Genomic DNA, 13145 nt, shown 5'->3' with positions numbered 1-13145 from the left:
CGCATTCATCGGTTGAACAGGCCCTTCAATGCGTCTTTCAGCTCTGGGCTGACCTTGTCGCCGAGCTTCTCCTCGATCGTCTCGTTGAGTTTATCTCCGGCGAGCCTGGCGGCGATCTTGCCGAGGCCGTCCTTGTCGAAGCGGCATGCCTTGGCGCCCAGTTCCAGCGGGCCTCGGCAGCGCAGCGGCCATTCGATACCGACATAACGATCGTTTACTTCGCAGGCCGGGTCGGGCATCGCACCGTTGTCGCCCTCGATGACGATGCCGACGCGGTAGTCCATGCCCAGCACGGGTAGATCGACATCGCCGTTGCCGTTCACGGTCAGGCCGGGGATGCTCGCCTTGAGGTCGGGGTTGCTGGCCACGCCGTTGCGCAGGGTGAGATTGCCCTTCAGCTCGCGGAAAGGGGTGTCTTTGCTGCGCGGCTCGCTGGTAAGCGGCTTGCGGTTGAGCGTGGCTATGGCGCGGCAGAGCTGTTGTTCGAGGTTGGCATCGACGAGGATTCCGTTGTCGACGATGAAGCCGATCTTGCCGTTGAGGTTGTCGATCCAGGCCTTCTGGCTATTGCCCTGGGTGCGAATGTCGCTGTCCAGATTGAGCAGGCCCTTGATCACCACCTTTTCGTCCTGGCTTTCGAGCAGGCGCTCGACCGGCACGCGAGCGAGGCGCGCCTGGGCGGTGATCAGAGGTACCTCGGGTCTTACATCGAGGCTGGCCGAGGCTTCCATCCGGCCGTTGTAGATACCGCCGCGCATTTCTTCCAGCGCCAGCAGGCCGCCCGCGGTGCGGGCCTTGAGTGAAAAGCCGTCGAGCGGCAGTTTCATTGCCGTGAGGCTGTCGATGTCCAGATTGACTTGCGTGTCCAGGCTGCGCAGCGCGCCGATCGGCAGCACCGAGGCCTCGCTCCAGGCCTGCTGGGTGGGCTTGTCCGGTAAAGGTGTGGTGCCAGTGCCAATTACGGCTGCTTCGGTGGCGTCTACCTCGCTCTGGCGTGCGGCGCCGGCCGAGTCGTCCGCACTTGGCGGCGGCAGATAACGGTCGAGGTTGAGTCGATCGCCCTTGAGATTGACCCGCAGTGCCTGCTTGGTGAAATCGCTGATGCCGACCTGGCCGGTGAAGGTACTGTCGTCCAGCTTCAGATTGAGCTCTTCGAACGTCAGGCTGGTCGAGGTGCCGGCCAGACGGGTGACCAGTTCGGCTTTGCTCAAGGCAGTAGTGTCGGCCATTGCCGGGAGCTGCTGGCCGAGGCCGTCGAGGAATGCGCGCAGGTTGAGCTCGGCGATCGACAGGGTGCCGGCAATCTTCGGCTGATCCTGCAGGTCGCGTGCTTTCAGCTCGCCAAGACCGCGCAACTGGTTGGCGGTGAACTTGAGGCTGGTCCACTCAGCGATATCGGCCGCCAGGTCGACCAACAGCTGTCCCTGAGCACTGAAGGATAAGGTCTTGCCTTGCAATGGCTCGCCGGAGGCCTCGCCGCTCAGGCGCAGATTTTCGAGCTGGTAACGCTGCAGTTTGTTATCGAAGCGCAGCGCCCCTTGTAGTTCGGTACGTGCACGCATCACTGGTTTGTTGCTGCCGAAGAATGCGTTGAGCTTGACCGGAATCGATGTAGCTTCGCGAATCGCACCAGTCGTCAGCTCGATACCTTCGGCGCTGAATTGCTGACCGCTCCGCGCGTCATGGTAGGCCACCCGCGCATCGCTGACAGTCAGGCTATCAATGTCGAGGCGCAGCGGACGGCTGGGTCTGTCCGGCTCCTGCTCGTCGGCAAGGGGCTCGGTCTGCTCCGCTGGCGGTGTCTCATCGGGCTGTTCGTCGCTAGCGGCCGGCTGGCCTACGCCTTCCCAGTTGCCCTTGCCGTTTTCGTCGCGCGCTAGGGTCAGGTTGAGGCCGTTGAGGGTAATGTCGCTCATTTGCACTTCGCGGCTGAACAGTGGCAGGACCCGTACCGAGAGGCCAAGCATGCGCAGGTCGGCGAAGGGCTGCTGCGGTGTGCGCGCACTGGCCAGGGTGGTGTCGTGCAGTTCCAGGCCGAGCCAGGGAAACAGACTCCAGCCGATATCGCCCGCGATATTCAGCTCAAGCCCGGCCTTGTTGCGGGCGAGCTCGCGGATCTCGTCTTTGTAATCGTTGGGGTCGAACAGATGCGTCAGGGCGAAGCCCAATGCGACGAGGAGCAGCAGCAATCCGAGAATTACCAGGCCCAGGATCTTGCCGAGCGCTTTCATGGACAGGTCCTTTGTGTTTGGCGTTCAAAAGCAGCGAGTATAGCGCCGCGAGCCATGGCTTACGTGGCAGCTGCCGTTTGAGTGGCGCCTGTGGCTGTGGTTCCTGCGCGGTGACCGATGCGTTCTCAAACTCCGGCAGGCGCGGCTACGCCGATGATCGGATAGCGCTACAGCGGATCCAGCGGCAAGTGCATCCGCGCCGCCAGTGCCTGGGCTTCGAGCTGTTCCGGCGGCGCTGCCAGATGCAGCATCTTGCCGGCTTCGCCTGCCAGGCGCTGGCTTTCCTCAAGGATGCGTTTGCCTACACCACGACGGCGTGTGATCTTGCGTACGCACAGGTGTGACAGGCGCCAATGCTGCTCGCCGCGTTGCAGCAGGGCCGCGCCGAGCAGGCGATCGTTGAAGCGACCGGCAATCAGGTTGCCATTGGCCAATGCCGCCTCGATCAGCGCTGCGGCATCGGCATAGGGCGCCAGGAGCCAAGCAGGGGCATCAGCGAAAATCTTCGCCAGATCGATGCGATCCTGCTGGCTGGGCTCGGTGAGCGTTTCGACGAATACAGGCATGCTGACCTAGTGCTCTTCATGGGTGCCGACAAGCATAACCGTGCCTGTTTGCAAGCGCACGACACCCCGACTCGATTGGCGTCCCAGTTCGCCAAGCTTTCGGGCGCCCGTTGGGCAGAGTCTGGATTTAAGTTCGATGCGCAACGCACCGGCAAATAGTGTCAGCTTCCGGACGCACGCCGAACGGCGGGCGCGTATCCCCGCTGGAGGGTTTGAGCCTATAATGCGCCTCTTTTTTAGCCCCACGATCAGCGGAGCTGTCGATGTCCGAACGTACGGCATGCGTAGAGCGCAATACCCTGGAAACCCAGGTCAAGGCCACCATCAACCTGGACGGTACCGGCAAGAGCCGCTTCGCCATCGGCGTGCCTTTTCTCGAGCACATGCTCGATCAGATCGCCCGCCACGGCTTGATCGATCTGGATATCGAGTGCAAGGGCGACCTGCATATCGATGATCACCACACTGTCGAGGACGTCGGCATCACCCTCGGCCAGGCATTCGCCAAGGCCGTCGGCGACAAGAAAGGCATGACCCGTTACGGGCATTCCTACGTGCCGCTGGACGAGGCGCTGTCGCGCGTGGTGATCGATTTCTCCGGGCGCCCGGGATTGCAGATGCATGTTCCCTACACCCGTGCGACCGTCGGCGGTTTCGACGTCGATCTGTTCCAGGAATTCTTTCAGGGCTTCGTCAACCATGCCTTGGTGACCTTGCACATCGACAACCTGCGCGGACACAACACCCATCATCAGATCGAAACCGTGTTCAAGGCATTCGGCCGCGCGTTGCGCATGGCGGTGACGCTGGATGAGCGCATGGCCGGACAGATGCCATCGACCAAGGGTTGCCTGTAATGCAGACCGTCGCTGTCATCGATTACGGCATGGGCAATCTGCACTCGGTCGGCAAAGCGCTCGAGCACGTCGGCGCCGGCCGGGTGTTGATCACCAGCGATGCCCAGGTGATTCGCGAGGCTGACCGCGTGGTGTTCCCCGGCGTCGGTGCGATCCGCGATTGCATGGCCGAAATTCGTCGCCTGGGCTTCGACGAGCTGGTGCGTGAAGTCAGCGTCGACCGTCCCTTCCTCGGTATCTGCGTTGGCATGCAGGCGCTAATGGAGCGCAGCGAGGAGAATGGCGGTGTCGATTGCATCGGATTGTTTCCTGGCCAGGTGCGCTTCTTCGGCAAGGACTTGGAAGAAAATGGCGAGCGCCTCAAGGTCCCGCACATGGGCTGGAACGAGATGGAGCAAGCGATTAGCCACCCGTTGTGGCACAACATTCCTGCCGATGGCCGCTTTTATTTCGTGCACAGCTATTACATCGAGGCGGGCAACCCGCGCCAGGTAGTCGGTCGCGGCCGTTATGGCAAAGACTTCGCGGCGGCTCTGGCTGACGGCTCGCGCTTCGCCGTGCAGTTCCATCCCGAGAAGAGCCACACCCACGGGCTGCAGTTACTGCAGAACTTCGCCGCTTGGGATGGCCGATGGTAATGAGTCGGGCCAAGCTCAAGGCACCTGTCCTGACGCTGGATACCGCTCAGGAGCAGGCTGCGCAGCAGATCATCAAGCGCTTTCTGGAAGATCGCTTCGAGCTGGAACTCGGCTCTTTCGAGGCGCAGGAAGTGCTTGATCTGTTCGCCCGTGAAATTGCTCCGCTTTACTACAACAAAGCGATTTTCGATGTGCAGACTCACCTGAAAGAAAGGTTCGAAAGCATCGAAAGCGACTTGTGGGCGCTCGAAAAAAGCTGACCTTTTAACCGACACCGATTTGAACAGGTTCGAACCATGCTGATTATTCCCGCGATCGATCTCAAGGACGGCGCCTGCGTGCGTCTGCGTCAGGGCCTGATGGACGACGCCACGGTGTTTTCCGATGATCCGGTAGCAATGGCCGCCAAATGGGTCGAGGCCGGCTGCCGCCGCCTGCACCTGGTCGACCTCAATGGCGCCTTCGAGGGCCAGCCAGTCAATGGTGAAGTAGTCACGGCGATTGCCAAGCGCTACCCGAATCTGCCGATCCAGATCGGCGGCGGCATTCGCTCGCTGGAAACCATCGAGCATTACGTCCGCGCCGGCGTCAGCTACGTGATCATTGGCACCAAGGCGGTCAAACAGCCGGAATTCGTCGGCGAAGCGTGCCGTGCGTTTCCGGGCAAGGTCATCGTCGGTCTGGATGCCAAGGATGGGTTCGTCGCAACCGACGGCTGGGCGGAAGTCAGCAGCGTGCAGGCCGTTGATCTGGCGCGCCGCTTCGAGGCCGATGGCGTCTCGGCGATCGTCTACACCGACATCGCCAAGGACGGCATGATGCAGGGCTGCAACATCGAAGCCACGGTGGCCCTGGCCAACGCCAGCCGCATTCCGGTGATCGCCTCCGGCGGCATCCACAATATCGGCGACATCCAAAAGCTGCTCGATACCAACACGCCCGGCATTGTCGGCGCTATCACTGGCCGCGCGATCTACGAGGGCACCCTCGACGTGGCCGAGGCGCAGGCGCTCTGCGACCTGAAGTTCAAAGACGAATAAAAGCGCTGAAGGCTGGAAGCTGGACGATTACCGAGCTGCCTTTTCGTCCAGCCTCCAGCCTTCAGCCTCCAGCGGTTTTTATGTAGGAGGCCGCATGGCCCTCGCCAAACGCATCATCCCCTGCCTCGACGTGGACAACGGCCGCGTGGTCAAGGGCGTCCAGTTCGAGAACATTCGTGACGCTGGTGATCCGGTGGAAATTGCCCGTCGCTACGACGAGCAGGGCGCTGACGAGATTACCTTTCTCGACATCACCGCCAGCGTGGACAACCGCGACACCACGCTGCACACCGTCGAGCGCATGGCCAGCCAGGTGTTCATTCCGTTGACCGTGGGTGGGGGCGTGCGCAGCGTGCAGGATATCCGCAACCTGCTCAACGCCGGCGCTGACAAGGTCTCGATCAACACCGCTGCGGTGTTCACACCGGAATTCGTCGGCGAGGCGGCTGAGCGTTTCGGCTCTCAGTGCATCGTCGTCGCCATCGATGCCAAGCGGGTTTCCAAGCCGGGCGAAGCGCCGCGCTGGGAAATCTTCACCCATGGCGGCCGCAAGCCCACCGGGCTGGACGCGGTGCTCTGGGCGCAAAAGATGGAAGCATTGGGTGCCGGCGAAATCCTGCTGACCAGCATGGATCAGGACGGCGTCAAGAGCGGCTACGACCTCGGTGTGACCCGCGCCATCAGCGAAGCGGTGCATATTCCGGTGATCGCCTCCGGCGGTGTCGGCAACCTTCAGCATTTGGCCGACGGCGTCATCGAAGGCAAGGCCGATGCGGTTTTGGCGGCAAGCATTTTCCATTTTGGCGAATACACCGTGCCCGAAGCCAAGGCCTATATGGCCAGCTGCGGCATCGTGATGCGTTGAGTCCCGCCCGCCTTGGCTGTTTAGATCTCTTCTCCACGACCTAAACGTCGGAGCGCGAACCACTAAAACCGCTCAACTCGCTGCGTGACCACGAGAACGCCGCCAAGCCGTTCACGCAGCAGGTTTTGAGCGAGATGAAGAGTGACGGCTCTGTAGACGTCCTTCTGGGCCGCTATCTCTGAGGGATCACTCAGCGGTAGATACCGCCCGCGCCGTGAGCGAGCATTGCTCGATTGCCCCGCGTGGCGATCATCTGACCGATGTCCACCCAGTCGACTCCCGCCGCTTGCAGGCGCGGCAGCTCGCGTTCAAGAAGCGCCAGCGTGCTGGCGTGAGGATGTCCAATGATCACCACTGAACCCTGTTTGCGCGCCAGTTTCACGGCCGCGTGAAACTGCGCGGCAACGGCGGCGGGGCTGGGGTCGTCATCTAGAAAGATATCGCGGGACAGGCTGGCCAATCCGACGCGTTGCGCGACGGCCGCTGCGACCGTGCCGGTGCCGGTGCGGCTGTCGAGAAAGAACAGGTGACGCTGCTGCAGCTCGGTCATCAGCGATGCCATGGGCTGCTGCCGATTGGTCATCTGGCTGCCCATGTGATTGTTTACACCGCTGGCATGAGGAACCTTCGATAGCGCCCTGTCCAGGCGCCGCGCCAGCTCCCCTGGCTGCAGTTGGGGCTGCCAGGCGTAGGGGCCGTCGGCGGGAGCCATCGGCAGATGCAGCATGACAGTCTTGCCTGCCGCGTTGGCTCGTTCAGCCAGTGCGGTGGCGTGACGGGTGTCCGGCAGAATCGCCATCGCCACCGGACCTGGCAACGCCAGAACGCGTCCGTCCCGGGTGGGGTTCTGGCCCAGATCGTCGATCACCAAGGCCAGTTTCGGCATTCTCGATACTGCCGCCAGGCGTTCCGTATCAGCGTGTCGCGGTCCCGTGGGGTCGCTGGCGCCCCCCGGAGCGCCAGCTACGAATAACGGCGACAGGATACCCACTAGCAGACCTGCAAGCCGGTACATCCGTTATTGGCCGCGGGTGAGATTCAATCCCTTGAGCAGATTCAGCGCCTGGCCGAGTTGGAAATCCTCATCCTGAGGGCGCGGAGAATCGCTGGCGATCTGGGTGCTGGTAGGGCGTTCCGGGCCGCCATTGCCGTTGCCCAGATGGCCGGCGAGATCCGCCTCGCGAACGCCTTCGGCCGTCTGTTCGCGGGTGAGCTTGGCGCGGGTCACTTCGATATCCGGCTCGATGCCCTGGGCCTGGATGGAGCGGCCGTTGGGGGTGTAATAAAGGGCCGTGGTGAGTTTCAGCGCGCGGTCGTTATTCAGCGGCAGTACGGTTTGCACCGAGCCTTTGCCGAAGCTATCGGTGCCCATCACCACGCCGCGCTTCTGGTCCTGCAGGGCGCCGGCAACGATTTCCGATGCGGAGGCGCTGCCACCATTGATCAGCACCACCAGCGAAACACCTTCGCTGGCATCGGCGGGATCGGCATTGAAGCGCAATTCGGAGTTGGCGATGCGGCCTTTTGTATAGACGATCAGGCCGTCGGTGAGGAAATGATCGGACACCTCCACCGCCGCCTGAAGCACGCCGCCGGGGTTGTTGCGCAGGTCGAGCACCAGTCCGTTGAGCTTTTTACCGTTTTCCTTGCGTAGCCGCGCGAGCGCTTTGCCGACTTCCTCGCCGGTATTGATCTGGAACTGCGTGACGCGCAAATAGCCGTAGCCGGGTTCGAGCAGTTGGCTCTTGACGCTGTTGACCTTGATTACCGCGCGGGTGAGCTTGACCGTGAAGGGCTTGCCGCCCTCGCGCACCAGCGCCAGCGAGATGTCGCTGCCGGGCTTGCCACGCATCATGCCGACCGCGTCCATCATCGACATGCCCTTGGTCGGCTTGCCATCGATCTTGACGATCAGGTCGCCAGCCTCGATGCCGGCCTTGGATGCCGGCGTATCGTCTATCGGAGAAACGACTTTAATGAAGCCGTCTTCGATGCCGACCTCGATGCCGAGGCCGCCGAACTCGCCGCTGGTGCTTTCCTGCAGCTCGGCGAAGGCTTCGGGTTCGAGATAGGCGGAGTGCGGATCGAGGTTGCTGAGCATGCCCTTGATGGCGTTTTCCAGCAGGGTCTTGTCGTCGACCGGCTCGACATACGCGGCCTTGATCCGGTCCAGCACCTCGGCGAAGGTGCGCAGCTCTTCCAGTGGCAGCGGTGCCTTGTTGGTCGGGGTGTCCAGCGTGATCGGCTCTGGTGCCAGCTCTGCCGGTGGTTGCTGGGCCCAGGCGCTACCGTACAACCCCAGCATGACGGCCAGGGCTAGGGCGGATGGATGGGCGAAACGGCACAGGTGCAGCATGTCTGACTCCAGTTGTGAGGGGCGCGCTAGCAGCCGAACCGGCCTATCCTTGCGCACGACACCATTGTGCCGGGTCGCTCGGGCGGCCCTGTTGGCGAATGGCGAAATACAGTGCGGCAGATTCCTGCCCGCCACTGTTTCCTACGGTGGCGATCGGGTCGCCCGCCTTGACGATTTCTCCTGCGTCGCGCAGCAGGCTTTGGTTGTGGCCATACAGGCTCAGGTAACCATTGCCGTGGTCGAGAATGACCAGCAGACCGGCGCCACGCAGCCAGTCGGCAAATACCACCCGGCCGCCATGCACCGCATGAACCTGAGTGCCGATGTCAGCGCCGATCAGGACGCCGTCCCACTTGGTTCGAGCGTCGCCGCCGCGTGGAGTGCCGTAGCGAGCCACCAATCTTCCATCCACCGGCCAGGGCAGCTTGCCTTTGGCCGTGGCGAAGGGGCCGCCGAAGCTGCCGCCCGCACTCGATACCAACGGGCCGGAAGGTGCCGAAGCGGTACTGTCGGAACGCTGCTGGCGCGTCTGCTGCTCACGCGCAAGGGCCAAGGCTCGCTGCCGTTCCTGTTCGGCTTCGCGTGCCTGGCGGGCTAGGGTTTCCTCGATGGTTTTGAGGACCCGCTCGAATTGCGCCTGTTCTTGCTTGCGGGCTTTGATTTTCTGATCACGACTGGAAATGTCCCGGTCGAGCTTGGCCAGTGTCAGCTGACGTTCCTTGCTTACTTCGGCGAGTTGGGCGCGGCGCTCCTTCAAACCATCCTGCTGCTCAGCGAGTGTGGCCTGTTGCGCCTCGATGCCCGCTTCGACATTGGACAGCTGGCTCAGCGTTTCGTTAAAACTCTCGACCTGCTCGAAGCGCGCCTTGCTGAGGTAGTCGTAGTAGGTCAGGGTGCGGCTGAATTTTTCCGGGTTCTGCTGGTTGAGCAGTAGCTTCAGATATTCTTGCCGGCCGCTTTGGTAGGCGGCGCGTGCCTGGATGCCAATCAAGCGCTGCTGCTCGATGCGGGCACCTTCGAGCGTAGTCTTCTCTTCGTTGAGACGTTCGAGCTCCGCTTCGCTGCGATCAATTTCCTGCTGCAGTGAATCGGCCTGTTTTTCAAGCTGGCCCATCTCGCTTTCGGTGGTCTGTAGCTGCTTCTGAACGGCAGACTTCTCCTGTTCGATCTGCTTGAGCAGCTTCTGCAATTCGGCTACGTCCTTGCGTGCCGCTTCGATCTGTTTGCGGGCATCGGTGCGCTCGTCGGCCATGGCCGGGCCAAGCAGGCAGAGCAGCGCGAATGCGAGAAGAATACGAGGCATGGGAGGGCGTAACCGAGAGTTCAACGACCGTCGTAGTATGCCTAAAAATCCAGCTGGAAGCTTGAGGCGTGAAGGCCGGACGAAAAGCAGCGGCAGGCGGCGGGCAGAATTAGGGTGGGTTGCAACCCGTCGAAACGGAGCTGGCGTCCCGCGCGTCTCGAGGGTTTCACCCGCTCTAAGATTTCTCCAGTCTCCAGTCTCCAGTCTCCAGTCTCCAGCCTCCAGCGTTAGCGTTCTAATTCGACAATCGAGCGGCCGGTCATTTCTGCAGGTACCGGCAAGCCCAGCAGGGTCAGCATGGTTGGGGCTACATCGGCGAGTACGCCACCTTCGCGGATTTTCAGCGGGCGCTTGCCGACATAGATGAAGGGTACCGGTTCGCAGGTGTGTGCGGTGTGCGCCTGGCCGGTCATGGCGTCTTCCATCTGCTCGACGTTTCCGTGGTCGGCAGTGATCAGCGCTTCGCCGCCCACCTTCGCCAGCGCCTCGACGATGCGGCCAACGCACGCGTCCAGACATTCCACAGCTTTCACTGCTGCCTCGAAGACCCCCGTGTGGCCGACCATGTCGCCGTTGGCGTAATTGACGATGATGACGTCGTACCGCTGATTTTCGATAGCGTCGACGATGCGATCGGTGACCTCTGGCGCGCTCATTTCCGGCTGCATGTCATAAGTAGCAACCTGCGGAGATGGGATGAGAATGCGCTCTTCTCCAGCGAAGGGCTCCTCGCGACCACCCGAGAAGAAGAAGGTGACATGGGCGTACTTCTCGGTTTCGGCGATGCGAAGTTGAGTCTTGCCATTGTTGGACAGGTATTCGCCCAGCACGTTGGTCAGCGCCTGCGGCGTGAAGGCGCTCGGAGCTGGAATGCTCGCAGCGTACTGAGTGAGCATGACGAAGCCGGCCAGCTGCGGCACGCGGGCGCGTTGGAACTCGCTGAAGCCGGGCTCGACGAAGCAGCGGGTCAGCTCGCGCGCGCGATCGGCGCGGAAGTTCATGAACACTACGGCATCGCCGTCTTCCACTCGCACCGGTTCGCCGATGGTGGTGGCCTTGACGAATTCGTCGCTCTCACCGCGCTCATAGGCGGCAATCAGGCCATCGACCGCGTAATCGGAGTGGTAATCGGCGTTGCCGTCGACGATCAAGTGGTACGCCTGCTCGACGCGATCCCAGCGGTTGTCGCGATCCATAGCGAAGTAGCGGCCGATCAGGCTGGCGACACGACCCTTGCCCAGGCGAGTGAACGTGGCCTGCATCAGCTCGATGGAGTGCTGTGCGCTTTTTGGTGGCGTATCGCGTCCGTCGAGAAAGGCGTGCAGATAGATTTTTTCGGCGCCGCGCTTGGCAGCCAGTTCCGCCATGGCAACCAGATGGTCCTGATGGCTGTGCACGCCACCATCGGACAGCAAACCGAGGATATGCACCGCCTTGTCGGCGCCGGCGGCCTTGTCGACCGCGGCGCAGATGTTCGGGTTCTCGAAGAAATCGCCATCGCGAATGGATTTCGTCACCCTGGTGAAATCCTGATACACCACACGGCCTGCGCCCAGGTTCATGTGACCGACCTCGGAATTGCCCATCTGCCCGTCCGGCAGACCCACGTCCATGCCACTACCGGAGACCAGTCCGTGCGGCTGAGTGGCGCACAAGCGGTCGTAGACGGGCTTGTTGGCGGCGTGAATAGCGTTGAACTCCGGGCTATCGCTATGTCCGAAGCCGTCGAGGATGATCAATACCAGGGGTTTGGGCGCGGCAGGCATGTGTCTGGCTCCTTGCACGGGGGCGCGTAAAATGGCGGCGAGTCTACTGGCAAGCCGGTTTGGCGTCACGATTCGCTAGGGTTCAGCCTAAAGGGGTGGGCTGTGTATACTGGCCCGCATTTTATCCCCTGGGTACCCTGTTGATGGTCGCTAACCTGATTGAATTTGTCTCTAACCACTATGTTCTGGTCAGCATCTTTCTGGTGCTGTTGGCCCTTCTGGCCTTTACCGAGGCGCGAAAGGGCGGCAAGAGCCTGAGCAATCGCGAGCTGACCGGCCTGGTCAACCGCGAAGAAGGCGTGGTCTTGGACGTGCGGGCGAAGAAGGAGTTCGACGCCGGCCACATCGTCGATTCATTGAACATTCCCTACGAGAAACTGGTCAGCCGACTGGGCGAGCTGGAAAAGCACAAGGGCAAGACGATCGTTGTCGTCGATGCCATGGGCCAGCACGCCGGAACGGCCTGCCGTGAGCTACAGAAGGCGGGCTTCACAGCCGCCAAGCTGTCCGGAGGGATTTCCAGCTGGCGCGGCGAGAATCTGCCAGTGGTCAAGTAACTATGCCTAAAGTCGTCCTCTATACCACCGCCTGGTGCCCATTCTGTGTTCGAGCGAAGAGCCTGCTCGATCGTAAGGGCGTCAATTACGAAGAAATTGCCGTAGACGGCAAACCCGCGTTGCGCTCGGAAATGGCAAGCAAGGCCGGGCGTACGTCGGTTCCGCAGATATGGATCGGCGACGAGCATGTCGGCGGCTGCGACGAGCTGCATGCGCTGGAGCGGGCCGGTAGACTGGATGCGATGCTGCAGGCTTGATTCGATTTAACGGAACCTGCTGAGGCGCCGGTAAGAGCCGGCGCCCCAGGGCGACTCACAACGACACGCATAACAAGAAGGCTTCACATGACTGAACAAGCAAACAATGGCGCTGCCGCGGCTCAGGAAGAGCAGGGTGCACAGTTTTCCCTGCAGCGGATCTATGTTCGTGACCTTTCGTTCGAGGCACCCAAGAGCCCTGAGATTTTCCGTCAGGAGTGGAATCCAAGCGTTGCGCTGGATCTGAACACCAAGCAGAAGTCCCTCGAAGGCGATTTTCATGAGGTCGTGCTTACGTTGTCTGTTACGGTCAAGACCGGTGAAGAAGTGGCCTTTATCGCTGAGGTTCAGCAGGCCGGCATTTTCCTGATCAAGGGGCTCGAAGCGCAGGCCATGAGCCATACCCTTGGCGCGTTCTGCCCGAACATCCTGTTCCCCTATGCTCGCGAGACGTTGGACAGTCTGGTCACTCGCGGTTCATTTCCGGCATTGATGCTGGCGCCGGTGAACTTCGATGCGCTCTACGCTCAGGAAATGGCGCGCGTGCAGCAGGCAGGCGACGCTCCGGCTACTGCTCATTAATAAAGGCAGCGGTAAGCTTTAAGCGAGAAGCTGGAAGCAACGCAAGGCTTGACGGTCCTCCGATCCAACCCATGCTTCCAGCTTCCAGCTTCCAGCTTCCAGCTTCCAGCTTCCAGCTTCCAGCTTC

At 61.6% G+C, this 13145-nt stretch carries 14 protein-coding genes; 8 read left to right on the top strand and 6 right to left on the bottom strand.

The genetic code is table 11. The features are described 5' to 3' along the window. Positions 1–5: 5 nt before the first annotated feature. A complete protein-coding gene (locus tag AC2LD7_RS16135) occupies positions 6–2231 on the bottom strand; it encodes an AsmA family protein (RefSeq protein ID WP_484598746.1) in 2226 nt (741 codons plus the stop codon). 167 nt (positions 2232–2398) lie between these two features. Then, the gene (gene panM, locus AC2LD7_RS16130; RefSeq protein WP_484598745.1) at positions 2399–2797 is read right to left on the bottom strand and encodes an aspartate 1-decarboxylase autocleavage activator PanM; all 399 of its coding nucleotides are present in this window, start codon (positions 2795–2797) and stop codon (positions 2399–2401) included. 263 nt (positions 2798–3060) lie between these two features. On the opposite strand from panM, the gene hisB reads away from it, so the two are divergent. The 5 genes from hisB (at position 3061) to hisF (ending at position 6197) form a co-directional block, all read left to right on the top strand. Further along, positions 3061–3654 (top strand): imidazoleglycerol-phosphate dehydratase HisB, encoded by a 594-nt coding sequence (gene hisB / locus AC2LD7_RS16125; RefSeq protein ID WP_484598744.1) that lies wholly within the window; start codon positions 3061–3063, stop codon positions 3652–3654. Then, positions 3654–4292, top strand: coding sequence for an imidazole glycerol phosphate synthase subunit HisH (gene hisH / locus AC2LD7_RS16120; RefSeq protein ID WP_484598743.1), 639 nt, complete (start codon positions 3654–3656; stop codon positions 4290–4292). Before hisB ends, hisH begins: the two co-directional genes overlap by 1 nt. Beyond that, positions 4292–4552, top strand: coding sequence for a DUF2164 domain-containing protein (locus AC2LD7_RS16115; RefSeq protein WP_484598742.1), 261 nt, complete (start codon positions 4292–4294; stop codon positions 4550–4552). Before hisH ends, AC2LD7_RS16115 begins: the two co-directional genes overlap by 1 nt. A 36-nt stretch (positions 4553–4588) precedes the next feature. Further along, on the top strand, positions 4589–5332 hold the full coding sequence (hisA, locus tag AC2LD7_RS16110; RefSeq protein ID WP_484598741.1) for a 1-(5-phosphoribosyl)-5-[(5-phosphoribosylamino)methylideneamino]imidazole-4-carboxamide isomerase: 744 nt from the start codon (positions 4589–4591) through the stop codon (positions 5330–5332). 94 nt (positions 5333–5426) lie between these two features. Continuing rightward, on the top strand, positions 5427–6197 hold the full coding sequence (gene hisF / locus AC2LD7_RS16105; RefSeq protein WP_484598740.1) for an imidazole glycerol phosphate synthase subunit HisF: 771 nt from the start codon (positions 5427–5429) through the stop codon (positions 6195–6197). A 190-nt stretch (positions 6198–6387) separates the two neighbouring features. Here the strand turns inward: hisF and AC2LD7_RS16100 are convergent, their stop codons facing one another. The 4 genes from AC2LD7_RS16100 to gpmI all read right to left on the bottom strand — a co-directional run bounded on the left by AC2LD7_RS16100 (position 6388) and on the right by gpmI (position 11622). Continuing rightward, positions 6388–7083: a divergent polysaccharide deacetylase family protein gene (locus tag AC2LD7_RS16100; RefSeq protein WP_484598739.1), complete on the bottom strand. Its 696-nt coding sequence runs from the start codon at positions 7081–7083 to the stop codon at positions 6388–6390. 132 nt (positions 7084–7215) lie between these two features. Next, positions 7216–8553, bottom strand: a complete 1338-nt coding sequence (locus AC2LD7_RS16095; RefSeq protein ID WP_484598738.1) for a S41 family peptidase — start codon at positions 8551–8553, stop codon at positions 7216–7218. Between the two features lie 43 nt (positions 8554–8596). Then, complete coding sequence (locus AC2LD7_RS16090; protein ID WP_484598737.1) at positions 8597–9856, bottom strand: murein hydrolase activator EnvC family protein; 1260 nt, start codon at positions 9854–9856, stop codon at positions 8597–8599. Positions 9857–10083: 227 nt separating this feature from the next. Beyond that, positions 10084–11622: a 2,3-bisphosphoglycerate-independent phosphoglycerate mutase gene (gene gpmI, locus AC2LD7_RS16085; RefSeq protein WP_484598736.1), complete on the bottom strand. Its 1539-nt coding sequence runs from the start codon at positions 11620–11622 to the stop codon at positions 10084–10086. Positions 11623–11765: 143 nt separating this feature from the next. Here gpmI and AC2LD7_RS16080 point away from each other — a divergent pair, with 143 nt between their 5' ends. The 3 genes from AC2LD7_RS16080 (at position 11766) to secB (ending at position 13018) form a co-directional block, all read left to right on the top strand. After that, positions 11766–12179: a rhodanese-like domain-containing protein gene (locus tag AC2LD7_RS16080; RefSeq protein WP_484598735.1), complete on the top strand. Its 414-nt coding sequence runs from the start codon at positions 11766–11768 to the stop codon at positions 12177–12179. 2 nt (positions 12180–12181) lie between these two features. Further along, positions 12182–12436 (top strand): glutaredoxin 3, encoded by a 255-nt coding sequence (gene grxC, locus AC2LD7_RS16075; RefSeq protein WP_484598734.1) that lies wholly within the window; start codon positions 12182–12184, stop codon positions 12434–12436. 87 nt (positions 12437–12523) lie between these two features. Further along, on the top strand, positions 12524–13018 hold the full coding sequence (gene secB / locus AC2LD7_RS16070; RefSeq protein WP_484598733.1) for a protein-export chaperone SecB: 495 nt from the start codon (positions 12524–12526) through the stop codon (positions 13016–13018). Positions 13019–13145 lie beyond the last annotated feature (127 nt).

Source organism: Stutzerimonas sp. (genome assembly GCF_982611455.1).
Note: the sequence above shows the minus strand (reverse complement) of the source record. Positions and strands in the feature narration are given on the sequence as shown.

What these genes read in the sequence shown, in the direction of transcription:
- hisB (WP_484598744.1), top strand. Translation starts at nt 3,061, where the DNA reads ATGTCCGAACGTACGGCATGCGTAGAGCGCAATACCCTGGAAACCCAG.
- AC2LD7_RS16115 (WP_484598742.1), top strand. Translation starts at nt 4,292, where the DNA reads ATGAGTCGGGCCAAGCTCAAGGCACCTGTCCTGACGCTGGATACCGCT.
- secB (WP_484598733.1), top strand. Translation starts at nt 12,524, where the DNA reads ATGACTGAACAAGCAAACAATGGCGCTGCCGCGGCTCAGGAAGAGCAG.
- AC2LD7_RS16095 (WP_484598738.1), bottom strand. Translation starts at nt 8,553, where the DNA reads ATGCTGCACCTGTGCCGTTTCGCCCATCCATCCGCCCTAGCCCTGGCC.
- hisH (WP_484598743.1), top strand. Translation starts at nt 3,654, where the DNA reads ATGCAGACCGTCGCTGTCATCGATTACGGCATGGGCAATCTGCACTCG.
- AC2LD7_RS16135 (WP_484598746.1), bottom strand. Translation starts at nt 2,231, where the DNA reads ATGAAAGCGCTCGGCAAGATCCTGGGCCTGGTAATTCTCGGATTGCTG.
- hisA (WP_484598741.1), top strand. Translation starts at nt 4,589, where the DNA reads ATGCTGATTATTCCCGCGATCGATCTCAAGGACGGCGCCTGCGTGCGT.
- gpmI (WP_484598736.1), bottom strand. Translation starts at nt 11,622, where the DNA reads ATGCCTGCCGCGCCCAAACCCCTGGTATTGATCATCCTCGACGGCTTC.
- hisF (WP_484598740.1), top strand. Translation starts at nt 5,427, where the DNA reads ATGGCCCTCGCCAAACGCATCATCCCCTGCCTCGACGTGGACAACGGC.
- grxC (WP_484598734.1), top strand. Translation starts at nt 12,182, where the DNA reads ATGCCTAAAGTCGTCCTCTATACCACCGCCTGGTGCCCATTCTGTGTT.
- AC2LD7_RS16090 (WP_484598737.1), bottom strand. Translation starts at nt 9,856, where the DNA reads ATGCCTCGTATTCTTCTCGCATTCGCGCTGCTCTGCCTGCTTGGCCCG.
- AC2LD7_RS16080 (WP_484598735.1), top strand. Translation starts at nt 11,766, where the DNA reads ATGGTCGCTAACCTGATTGAATTTGTCTCTAACCACTATGTTCTGGTC.
- panM (WP_484598745.1), bottom strand. Translation starts at nt 2,797, where the DNA reads ATGCCTGTATTCGTCGAAACGCTCACCGAGCCCAGCCAGCAGGATCGC.
- AC2LD7_RS16100 (WP_484598739.1), bottom strand. Translation starts at nt 7,083, where the DNA reads ATGCCGAAACTGGCCTTGGTGATCGACGATCTGGGCCAGAACCCCACC.